This is a genomic window from Pseudonocardia sulfidoxydans NBRC 16205, from assembly GCF_007989085.1.
GTDB classification, from domain to species: Bacteria; Actinomycetota; Actinomycetes; order Mycobacteriales; family Pseudonocardiaceae; genus Pseudonocardia; species Pseudonocardia sulfidoxydans.
Window position 1 is genome coordinate 1 of record NZ_BJVJ01000125.1, and the last position, 10,393, is coordinate 10,393.

Consider the following 10,393-nt stretch of genomic DNA (forward strand, 5'->3'; position numbering starts at 1 on the left):
TTAGCGGTGCAGTATGCGACCCCGGCGCCGTTGCCGGAAACGACGAACGACGCATCCGACAAAGTGAAGATCATGCAGCCGGCGCGCTCGGCGAGCGGCTCGGCTGCTGCGCGGGCACCGAGGAGGTAGCCGAGGACGTCGACTTCCAGGAGTCGCCGCACCAGCGCGGCCAGTTCCTCGCCCGGCTGATCAAGCAGTCGCGAGCCGCCGTCGTGAATGCCGGCGTTGCCCACGAAAACGTCGAGACCGCCGGTCCGGTCGACGGCCCGGGACACGGCCTCCTCGTTGGCGGCGGCCGTGGTGACGTCGCCGACGACCACCTCGCTCCCGGCGGGCATCGACGCCGGCCGCTCGCGGTCGAGTACCACGACGGTGTACCCCACGGCGGCGAATCGGTCCACGACTGCGCGACCGATCCCTGACGACCCGCCGGTCACGACAGCGCTGCGCTGCGGGTCGGACCTCTCGGTCACCAACGCGTCACCTCACTCATCGGCGTCGATGAACTGGGACAGGACTTCTGCCGGCTGGCGCGCCAGCGCCTCCAGTACCGTCGCATCGAGCCGGACGGTCTTGTCGTGGCGTGGCGAGTGCAGTTCCAGCCGCTCTCCGGCGCGACTGCGCACCTTGCGGACTCGCACGGCGGCGAACTCGTTAACGATGCTGTACTCCGCCACAACGTCGAGGTCGTCCTTGAGCCGCTCTTCCATCTCCGTACCCTAGAAGATCAAATGCATGTGCTGAAGGTCTTGGACCGTCTGGTCGAGGTAGACCACCCGTCTCGCGAGCTTCCAGCTGCCCGTCTCGTTCCGGCGGAGCAGATCGTTGCGTTCGCCGGTGACAAGTACCGATGGATTGGTCAGCCTCGTGAACGAGAACAGCAGGTTGCTGCGGACGTCGAGCTCCGCCCCGTTCTCCTTCCATCGTGCCCGCACGTTGGTGATGAAGTGCCGCAGCCGCTGTGACGGGTTCTCCCCCCACGCGTACTCCCGGTTGTCTGGTGACATTCGGTCGAGCCACAGGTCTAGTGAGTGTCGATCCTCCTCGACGAAGAAGAAGTCGGAGGAGTATGGGATGCGGTCAGGGTTGTCCCAGGTGACGCCGACGGGGACCTCGTAGGTGAAGTCGTCAGTCAGCAGCTCGGACCATTCCTGCAGGCGGAGGTTGTCGAGCAACTCTGCCTCGAGGACGAGGAATCGCTCGACGTCGCTGTGAGTCTGGTGGTCGGCGAGCGGCGCTAGCTTCGCCGAGGGCTCGATGGTGGCCACGACTGATCACTCTCCTTCCGTGGCGTCGCGGACCCGCCCTAGCGACGGGTCCCAGTCCATAAGCTCCGCCCACGTCTCGTACATGTGTCGCTGGTTGACCTCGGAGTGGTCGACGCCATAGACGCGGCCGGGCCAGCCGCGGTAACTCGCCGGTTCGAGGTCGGCGCCACCGGCGTAGTTGAAAACGTCGGTCTGAGCCGTCACGCCGGCGTTTGCCTCCGCCATGCTCGTCCAGTTCTGCAGGTCGTCGACGTCGAAGGAGCCACTGACGTGGTTGGTGCGGATGAGGGCCTTACGCGCCGCCGCCCGGTACTCCGGCGGCGACCCGGGCGGGACGAGACCCCAGGCAAGCATCTCTGTTCGGTCGACGTCCAGCGGCGACCACAGCCGGATGTGGGTGTACGCGGTCGGCGCGGCCGCCGCCCCGCCCCAGGGCATCTGTAGCACCTCGATGAAGGAGAAGTTCGGGAAGATGTTGCCGTGCATGACTGCAAGGCCGGTCATCAGATCACGCTGGTCGGTGTCGAGGTTGCGTTCGAACTCGGGCCATAGCTGCTCGGGATAGCCGACGAACGTCGGGCGCGGGTACTCCATGGGAATCTGCTGGACTCGGACACCATGGCCGTTTCCGGCTACGACGCAGTGGAACGGGTCGGCGCGGCGGTTCTCGATATCGTCCATAGCCCGCGGATCGCCGAAAACCCCCATTCGAATGGGGATCTGATGGGTCGTCGATAGGTGGTATCCGTCGCCGACGTAGTTTTCAGCCCCCACTTTCCAGTTCGTGCCTACCATGTTCCGCGAGGGCGGTCCCATGATTTCTAGGTTCTGATCAGCGCGCCCGAAGATGGCCTCGAGGTACCACGCGGCGTCGCCAAGGTAGTCGACCAGCGGCGGCGCCTCCGGGTTCCAGCTCGCAAAGATCAAGCCGTGGAAGGTGTCGACCTTCGGCGGGCCGAGTAGCCCGTGCTCCCCGCGGTCGAAGTCCTTGCCGTACACCTCCCGCATCTCGGGTACCCCCCGCAGATCACCAGCATTGTTGTACGTCCACCCGTGGTAGCTGCAGCGGAAGTGGGAGGTGTTGCCCGCATCCGCGCTACAGAGCTGGGCGCCCCGATGCCGGCAGGTGTTCAGCAACACCCGGACAACCCCCTCCTCGTCCCGCACGACGATGACCCGGTCCTCTGCCATGGGCCGCGTGACGTAGTCTCCCGGCGTCGGGATCTCGCTTTCCAAACCGACGAAGAGCCAGGTCGTGCGGAAGACTCGGGTCAGCTCGGCACGGTATACGTCCCGGTCCCAGAAAGCGCGGCGTCCCAGCGTCGTCAGCGGGCGCTCGCCTGCGACTGTCATCGGCAACTCCTTTACTCGACGAGGCCGGGCGCGGCCTCTACGGAACTCGGCGGCGCATTGTCGATGCCCCACCACCCTAACGCAGGGCTGACATCACCACGAACAAGATTCCAGCTGCTTCTAATCTACGGTGGTGCAGTTAAGATATTGGAACAACAGTCTCCCGCCTGCACCCGAAGAAACATATCGATAACGAGCGAGCTCGCTTCGCGAAAGGACTGTGGTCGGGAACGGGGGATCACCTCGAGCGGCAGGCTCGTGAGGCGGTCGCTCGAGGCAGCGCGCGGCCGTCGGTCGCAACGTCGGCGAGCGCCTGGGCCGTGTCGTCGAACAGCCGGGTGGCGGCCAGGCCCGGGGCGACTCGTGGCCCACGACGGTCCACCTCCTGCCGATCACCTCGTGCATATCTCGACGGTAGATCGCTTCGTCGGAGGAGTATGAGCGCGGAAGACTGTCGCGGATATCCGTACTCGTCACGATGCGGCCCTTCTACAGACGACAACCTCGCACCGGTTCTCGCGGCTGTGGGTCAGTGGTAAGGAACGGCGACGTACTTGGTCTCGAGAAACTCGTGAATGCCCTCCTCGGATCCCTCCCGGCCCAGCCCGCTGTGCTTGACACCCCCGAAGGGGGCTCCCGGATCCGAGACGACTCCGCGATTGACACCCACCATCCCGCTCTCCAGTCGCCGCGCCACACCCAGCGCCCGCTCGAGGCTGCCGCTGTAGACGTAGCCGACCAGTCCTGCGTCGGTCGCGTTGGCCAGCCGTACCCCGTCGTCGACCGTGACGAAGGTGAGCACCGGCGCGACGGGACCGAAGATTTCCCGCCGCAGCAGGGCCGAGTCGGGGTCCAGCCCGGTCAGCAGCGTGGCCGGGTGGAAGTGACCCGCTCCGCCCGGCCCAGCGGAGCCCACCACGACGCGCGCGCCCTCGTCCGCCGCGGCGCGGACATAACCCGTCACCCGGTCAAGTTCCACGGCCGACACCATCGGGCCCAGCCGGGTGCTCTCGTCCAGCCCGTTGCCGACGGTCGTGCGGAGCAACTGCTCGGTGAACAGTGCGGTGAACTCGTCGGCGATCCCCGCCTGCAGCAGCACCCGGTTCGCAGCCGTGCAGGCTGCACCGCCGTTGCGCAGTTTGGCAACGAGTAGGCCCGCAACCGCCTCGCCGAGGTCGGCGTCGTCGAGGACCAGGAAGGGTGCATTTCCGCCGAGCTCGAGCGAAGACCGGATCACGTTGTCGGCAGCGGCCCGCAGCAGGACACGGCCCACCTCCGTCGACCCGGTGAACGACAGTGCCCTGACCCGACGGTCGGCGAGCATGGCAGCGACGGCCTCCCCCGGCGGATCGGGAGTGACCACGTTGACCACCCCCGGCGGGACACCCGCCTCGGCGAGGATCTCGACCAGAGCGAACGTCGTCAGCGGAGTCTCCAGGCTCGGCTTGACCACGACGGTGCACCCGGCCGCCAAGGCGGGAGCGAGCTTGCGCGTCACCATCGCCGCGGGAAAGTTCCACGGCGTGATGAGCAGCGCCACACCTACCGGCTGATGGCTGACCATGATCCAGTTCGTGCCACCGGGCGAGCGGCGCATGTCACCGCGGACGCGGTCTGCACCGTGGGCGAACCAGCGGAAGAACTCCGCTGCATACGCGACCTCGCCGCGGGCGTCGTGGATCGTCTTGCCGTTCTCGCGGACGATGAGGACCGCCAGTTCCTCGGCCCGTTCGACCATGAGCTCGTAGGCGCGCCGGAGGATTTCCCCGCGCCGCGCCGGCGCCGTCGCAGACCAGGCGTCGAGCTGCGCCGCGGCCGCGTCGACCGCCCCCAGACATTGCGCCGTGTCGCTGAGCCGCACGGTGGCCAGCGGCTCCCCGGTGGCCGGGTCGACGACGGCGACCTCACCGGCAATCCCGTCGACCCAGCGCCCAGCGATGTAGGGCACGTGCGTGGCCACGGCGGCCGCTCCGAGGGCGGTCACAGGTTGACCTTCACTGACTGCAGCGGCGCGATCCGGGTGCCGAACCCGTCGGCGGCCGCCCGCTGGATGATCGCGTGGGCGAGCAGGACGTCCTGCTCCGGTGACCCGATGGACTTGAAGACAGTCGGCGCGGCGATGTCCGGGGCGCCCGGCTCCATGTCGCCCAACAGCCGCACGCCGTCCCCGCGGAAGCCGCGCTCGCGGGCCGCGATGAGATCACCGGACTCTTTCAGCGCGTCGAAGGTGTCGAGCACGATGCGACCGGCGCGCAGAAAGACCTCGCTGTCAAGCTCGCGCTGCGCGGGCAGCGTGGAGCCGATCGACGCAACGAACGGCAGGTGCGCGATGTCCTCGTGGCACAGCACCACCTGCCCGCCCGAGTTAGTGGCGACATAGACGAGGTCGGCACCGGCCAGCGCCTCGTGCACGCTGTCGGCCGCGCTGGCCTCGAGCCCGTCGTGGCCCAGCCGGGCAGCGAGCCGTGATCGGTTCTCGACGCTGCGGCTGAATACCCGCACCGACTTCAGCTCCTGTAGGTGACCGAGGGCCAGCACGCCGGCCTCGGCCTCCGCGCCGGAACCCACCACGGCCAGGGTCAGTGGCCCGGCTCCGGCACCAAAGAAGGTCCGCGCGGCGAAGGCCGCGGTGGCAGCCGTGCGCAGGGTGGTAATCAGCGCGGCGTCGACGATGCCGATCGGGCTACCCGTCGCGAGGTCGAACAGGTGCACGGTGTAGCGCACCTTGTTTCCGTCCGCGAGATGGAACTGCTTGTAGCCCACGACCCCGGCCGTGGGCACCGCGGCGGCCATCAGCCGCAGCCAACCCCCCGCGTAGGCCAACATCACCCGCTCCGCGCGGCTCTCACCGCAGGCCTGCGCCAGGGCGGCCTGCTCCGCCGCCCTGGCCGCCACGTCCAGCCCCACGTGGCGGGCGATGTCGGCGGACTCGACCTTGATCGGCTGCTGCTGCTCATTGACGATCACGCGGGCACCCGCCCCGCAAAGAACGCAGCGTCCTCGTCGTCGGTCACGGACAGTCCGCTGTCGGTGGCGGCCTTGCGCAGCAGCTGCATCTGCCGGTCGTGTAGACGCATGTGGGGCGAGCGGACCGGCCCCCCGTTGAAGCCCTGCAGCCAGCCCTGGTACTTCCAGAGCAACCGGTGGACCAGCGAGGTACCGGCGTTCGACTCCTTCATCAGGGTGCCGCTCGCCGTGCGCGCCGGATGGAGCTGCCAGTAGATCTCCATCGCCTTCTCATATCCGGCCGGTTCCTGCAACAGATCGAAGTATTCGGGCACCTTCGCACCGAGGTACTCGTAGTTGGACGTGCCCATCCAGGGCATGCCGAAGGTCTGCACCCATGCTGGAGCGTTCATTTCCAACGGGTCGGACACGAGCACGCGTCCGGTGAACCGACGGAAGACGTCGGCCAGTCCGGCCACCCCGGGATCGCCGATCTCGTTCTTGATCGCGACCACCTGCGGCACGGTGTCGACCACCTCCTCGAGCCAGGCGGGGGCGAAGCCCGACGGATGCAACCGCGTGAAGTTCCACAGGTTCATCGCGAAGACCACCAGACCCAGGCTCGAGGCCTCGGCCAGTGCACGGGTGTAGCCGATTACCTCGTCGGCTCGCTGCGGGTAGAAGCCGAGGGGATAGGACGGCAGGACGAGGTCGACGCCGGCCTGCTCGGCGAACTGGACAAGCTCGACGTTCTCCGCCAGCGTCGATGCGGACGCCTGCATCACCGTCACGCTCCCGTCGCCGGCCTCCTCGACGCAGATCCGCACGAAGCGACGCAGCTCGTCCGCGCTGGTGCCGCACTCGCTGACGATGAGGAAACCGTTGAACCCGAGCTCGATCTCCCGGCGGACGTCGTGTCGAATCGCCTCCTCGTTGAGCGCGGCGAGATCCGGGGTGAACGACGGCATGACACAGCCGGTGACACCTCGCAGGTTCTCCAGGGCCCAGGCGCGAGCCTCACCCTTCGCGAACTTCGGCATATCGTGTTGTTCTCCTCGTCGGGTGGTCAGTCGCTGTCGATGCGGCGGATCGCCTGCGCCGGGCATTCAGCGATGGCCTTCTCCACGCCCGGTACGTCGGGAGCTGTCACTAGACCGTCGTCGGCCGCCGTCGCGTAGCCCCAGTCGTCGAGCTGAAAGGCTGCTGGCGCGTGCTCGACGCAAAGCCCGTAGGCCTGGCAGCGAGCCCCTTCAACCTGGATCCTCACCGTTCTCCCTCGCTCGGTCGGGCCAGCCCTACCGCGAACCGCGTGCGGGGCCTGCGTTCGTGGCCGCGCGCGCATGTGGCGCACGGCTGGTCCAGATGGCGCTGCAGGGCACCGTCGGTGTGCGCGAACAACGTTGAGACGATCCGGCAGGCCGCGTCGAGCAGCGCACAGTCGCCACGGCCCGGCAGGGTTTCGCTCCAGCGCCGCAACCGGTCGGGATCCTCGACCTCGGCCTGGTGCGCGGCGACACGGCCGAGGGCGTCGGCCATGGCACGGGTGCCGTTGATACAGACCCCGCACTGTCGTGCGTTCTCCTCGGCGAAGTAATCGAGCAACTCGTGCGCCACATCGACCGGGCAGCCGTCACGGATCACCAGGATGCTGCCGCAGCCCAGCGCCGCGTCCGCGGCCCGCATGCTCGTGTGGCCGATCGGGACGTCCCACCGTGACCTGGGCAGGAAGCCGCCGAAGAAGCCGCCGGTCAGCACTGCGGCAGGGGCGGGCTCGGTACCGACGCCGAGGAAGCGCAGGAGTTCCGACAGCCGCACCCCGAACGGCACCTCGACGAGGCACGCCTCGCCCACGTCGGGCACCACGGTCAGCAACGTGACGCCCGGCTCGTCGGTCGTCCCGGCGGCCGCGATCACGTCCGGGCCGAGCCGGACCGCGCGGGCCAGATGCGCCAGCGTCTCGACGTTGGCCACCAGGGTCGGCCGACCGTCAACGCCGCGTTCGTGGGGTCGCGGCGGTTTCGCGGTCGGCTTCGGCACCCCCTCGCTGATCATGCGGACCGCTGCGGTCTCCTCCCCCGCCACATAGCGCCCCGGCGCGAGGACCACGTTGGGGACGGGGCCGTCGAGCCCACCGAGGCGGCCGCGGACGGCGGCCGCGAGCTCGTCGTCGGCGAGGTAGACGACCGCGCGCTGCGCTTCCAGGGCGTGCGCCGCGATCGTGAGCCCGTCGAGCACCAGATGAGGGCGGTAACGCAGCAGATAGCGGTCCTTCGCACTCGCGGGCTCCCCCTCGTCGCCGTTCGCGACCACTACCGGGGCCACCCCGGCAGCACGAGCCCTCATCCCCACCGCACGCAACTTTGTCGCTAGCGGGAAGCCGGCGCCACCCCGCCCACGCAGTCCGACGCGGTCACAGAGGTCTGCCAGCTGCTCCAACGCCGGGAACCCGATGTCGGGCCGCCAGCTCGCCCGATAGTCCGCGAGTGACTCCGGGCGCTCCCGCAGCAGCGAGTCACCGGTACCGGCCGGCCACCGGCGCAGCCGCACCGCGCGTGTCGTCGGTCGAGCCTCGATCGTCTTCACACTCCGTCGGCTCCTTCGTCGTCGGCGTTCGGCGAGCCTCTCGGACGGTAGGCCGACAACTCCCTATAGCGAAGGAACGTGGTCGAACTTCGTTGTGGCGGAAAATCTAGCCGCGTGTCACGCTCGGACGGTGCCCCGTTCCCCCAGCACCGACAAGGCAGGTCTGACGTCGGTACGCAACGCCCTCTCAGTGCTCAACTTGCTCAGCGACGGCGTCGAGTTGCGTGTTGTGGACGTGGCGCGGTCACTCGGTGTCGCCGTCTCCACTGCTCACCGGCTGATGGCCACCCTCGTCGAGGAAGGGTTCCTACGACAGTCGCCGAACTCACGCCGGTATCTCGTCGGCCCCGCGGCGCTGCGACTGGGACGAGCGGTGAGCTACGAGCAGACGCTCAGGCGATTTGCCCGGCCGTACCTGCAGACCCTGTGCCGCGAGCTCAACGAGACGATTAACCTGCAGATCCTGGTCGGAGCCGACGTCTATTTCCTGCTCTCCGCCGAGGACCGCCACCAACTACGCGTCGCCCAACGGGAGGGCTCCCGGCTCCCAGCTCGGGCGACGGCCGGCGGAAAGGTGCTGCTCGCCGCGATCGGCGACCCGGTCTCGGCGGGCTGGGGCAGTGACATGCGGATCGAGCTCACCCAAGTGCGCAGCAACGGCTACGCGGTCAACCTCAGCGACGTCGACGACTCGGTCCGGGCCATCGCTGTGCCTGTGCGCGAGCCCGACGGCGAATGCCTCGCCGCGTTGTCTCTGGCAGCGCCCACCGTCCGGCTGCCCGACGTCCGGCTGCCGCTCGTCCTCACCGCGCTGCAGCGAGCGGCCACGGAGATCGGCCGCGACTACGCCGGGAAGTGGAGCCCGACGGGCTGAGGGTTCGACAGGTTGGGTTCTTTCGACGATGAGGAAGGAGATTCGATTTCCTTCCTCTCTGCGCCAGGCTAAAGCTAGCGTCGTCGACCAGGACCCATGCCGTGTTCCCAGCGTCGAGGAGCAACACCCAATGCCCATCACCCACGTGCGCAGCGTCGACCTGGCCGTCGCGGACCTCAACCAAGCACGGGAGTTCTACTCCCGCTGCTGGGGCCTGGAGGAGCTCACCCACGATGCCGGAGCGCTCTACCTGGGTGCCGGCTGCGCGGAGAGCTACACCCTGCGGCTGCGCCAAGCCAACGTGCCGCGCGTGGACCTGTTCAGCCTCGCCGTGGACACCGCGGCCGAGGTAGAAGGCTACGCAGAGCGGGTCGCCGACCACCCCGACGCCACGCTCCTCGGTGAGCCGAAGCCGCGACAGGAACGCGGCGGCGGGTTCGGTTTCACCTTCTTCGACTGCGATGGTCGCGTCGTGGAGGTCTCCGCGGACCTCGACCTGCGCACCTTCCGCGAGGTCGAAGCCGGCGAGCGCCGGCCCCGTACGATCAGCCACGTCGTGTTCAACACCCGCGACCTCGATCGCACCCGCCGGTTCTACGAAAGCGCGCTGGGCTTCCAGGTCTCGGATTGGGTGGAGGACTTCTTCTGCTTCCTGCGCACCGGACGCCAGCACCACATCGTGGCCTTCACCAGCTCCCGACAAACGTCGCTCAACCACGTCTCGTTCGAAGTACGGGGGCTGGACGAATTCATGCGGGCTACCGGGGCGATGATGCGTCAGGGCCACCGGCCGCTGTGGGGCCCTGGCCGCCACGGCGCGGGCGACAACACATTCTCCTACTTCCAGGACCCGGGCACGGGGTACGTCATGGAATACACGACCGCCTTGCAGCAGATCGACCTTGAGCACGGCTGGACCCCAAAGGTCTACTCGGCGAGCCCCGAGGAGACCGACCAGTGGGGCACCGCGAATCCGTTCGACGAGGTCATCCTCGCTGAGATGCACGGCCACACCGACCCCGGCCTCTGGACTACTCCCCCACGCAGCTTGTGAGAGAGGCGCTGGACGCGACTCCCGGCAGGCCGCGCCTTGCGGCGCCGAGGCAGCGTCCGAGCGGCTCCCCCGCCCACACCAAGCTGGCCGCTAGCAGCCCGCGCTCACTGGCCACCGTCCAAGACGAGCTGAGCTGAGCGGTCCTGCAGCCGGGTTCCGTGTCGAGCCAGTCCGGCTCCCGTCGAGCGAGATCCGCTCGCCCGCGGCGGCGCGTTGCCAGAGTCGTTGCCAGGGCGGCCCGGTGGAAGGCTCAACCTGGATTCACCGTCGGTGCTTGTGAGGCGGTGGTTGACCCGAGTTCGGTCAAAGTCCTTA

At 68.3% G+C, this 10,393-nt stretch carries 11 protein-coding genes; 2 read left to right on the forward strand and 9 right to left on the reverse strand.

Annotated features, from left to right (window positions below; all coding sequences use genetic code 11):
- From PSU4_RS29625 to PSU4_RS29665, 9 genes are all read right to left on the reverse strand, one after another.
- A partial coding sequence (locus tag PSU4_RS29625; RefSeq protein ID WP_246115435.1) for an SDR family oxidoreductase occupies positions 1–383 on the reverse strand: 383 nt, incomplete at its 3' end.
- A gap of 102 nt (positions 384–485) precedes the next feature.
- The gene (locus PSU4_RS29630) at positions 486–710 is read right to left on the reverse strand and encodes a dihydrodiol dehydrogenase (protein WP_147115778.1); all 225 of its coding nucleotides are present in this window, start codon (positions 708–710) and stop codon (positions 486–488) included.
- 9 nt (positions 711–719) lie between these two features.
- Positions 720–1,268: an aromatic-ring-hydroxylating dioxygenase subunit beta gene (locus PSU4_RS29635; RefSeq protein WP_222596448.1), complete on the reverse strand. Its 549-nt coding sequence runs from the start codon at positions 1,266–1,268 to the stop codon at positions 720–722.
- Positions 1,269–1,274: 6 nt separating this feature from the next.
- The gene (locus tag PSU4_RS29640; protein ID WP_147115780.1) at positions 1,275–2,621 is read right to left on the reverse strand and encodes an aromatic ring-hydroxylating oxygenase subunit alpha; all 1,347 of its coding nucleotides are present in this window, start codon (positions 2,619–2,621) and stop codon (positions 1,275–1,277) included.
- 529 nt (positions 2,622–3,150) lie between these two features.
- Positions 3,151–4,605 (reverse strand): NAD-dependent succinate-semialdehyde dehydrogenase, encoded by a 1,455-nt coding sequence (locus PSU4_RS29645; RefSeq protein WP_222596449.1) that lies wholly within the window; start codon positions 4,603–4,605, stop codon positions 3,151–3,153.
- On the reverse strand, positions 4,602–5,588 hold the full coding sequence (locus tag PSU4_RS29650; protein WP_147115782.1) for an ornithine cyclodeaminase: 987 nt from the start codon (positions 5,586–5,588) through the stop codon (positions 4,602–4,604). Before PSU4_RS29650 ends, PSU4_RS29645 begins: the two co-directional genes overlap by 4 nt.
- Positions 5,585–6,673 (reverse strand): dihydrodipicolinate synthase family protein, encoded by a 1,089-nt coding sequence (locus PSU4_RS29655; RefSeq protein ID WP_222596450.1) that lies wholly within the window; start codon positions 6,671–6,673, stop codon positions 5,585–5,587. Before PSU4_RS29655 ends, PSU4_RS29650 begins: the two co-directional genes overlap by 4 nt.
- The gene (locus PSU4_RS29660) at positions 6,634–6,834 is read right to left on the reverse strand and encodes a ferredoxin (RefSeq protein ID WP_186817261.1); all 201 of its coding nucleotides are present in this window, start codon (positions 6,832–6,834) and stop codon (positions 6,634–6,636) included. Before PSU4_RS29660 ends, PSU4_RS29655 begins: the two co-directional genes overlap by 40 nt.
- Complete coding sequence (locus PSU4_RS29665) at positions 6,831–8,150, reverse strand: NADH-ubiquinone oxidoreductase-F iron-sulfur binding region domain-containing protein (protein WP_147115785.1); 1,320 nt, start codon at positions 8,148–8,150, stop codon at positions 6,831–6,833. The genes PSU4_RS29660 and PSU4_RS29665 overlap by 4 nt, the downstream gene beginning before the upstream one ends.
- A gap of 130 nt (positions 8,151–8,280) precedes the next feature.
- Here PSU4_RS29665 and PSU4_RS29670 point away from each other — a divergent pair, with 130 nt between their 5' ends.
- Both PSU4_RS29670 and PSU4_RS29675 read left to right on the forward strand, forming a co-directional pair.
- Complete coding sequence (locus tag PSU4_RS29670) at positions 8,281–9,024, forward strand: IclR family transcriptional regulator (RefSeq protein WP_147115787.1); 744 nt, start codon at positions 8,281–8,283, stop codon at positions 9,022–9,024.
- 130 nt (positions 9,025–9,154) lie between these two features.
- Complete coding sequence (locus tag PSU4_RS29675; protein WP_147115789.1) at positions 9,155–10,078, forward strand: VOC family protein; 924 nt, start codon at positions 9,155–9,157, stop codon at positions 10,076–10,078.
- Positions 10,079–10,393: the final 315 nt, after the last annotated feature.

Coding starts and splice junctions, on each gene's coding strand:
- PSU4_RS29675 (WP_147115789.1), top strand. CDS start 9,155: ATGCCCATCACCCACGTGCGCAGCGTCGACCTGGCCGTCGCGGACCTC.
- PSU4_RS29630 (WP_147115778.1), bottom strand. CDS start 710: ATGGAAGAGCGGCTCAAGGACGACCTCGACGTTGTGGCGGAGTACAGC.
- PSU4_RS29655 (WP_222596450.1), bottom strand. CDS start 6,673: ATGCCCGGCGCAGGCGATCCGCCGCATCGACAGCGACTGACCACCCGA.
- PSU4_RS29640 (WP_147115780.1), bottom strand. CDS start 2,621: ATGACAGTCGCAGGCGAGCGCCCGCTGACGACGCTGGGACGCCGCGCT.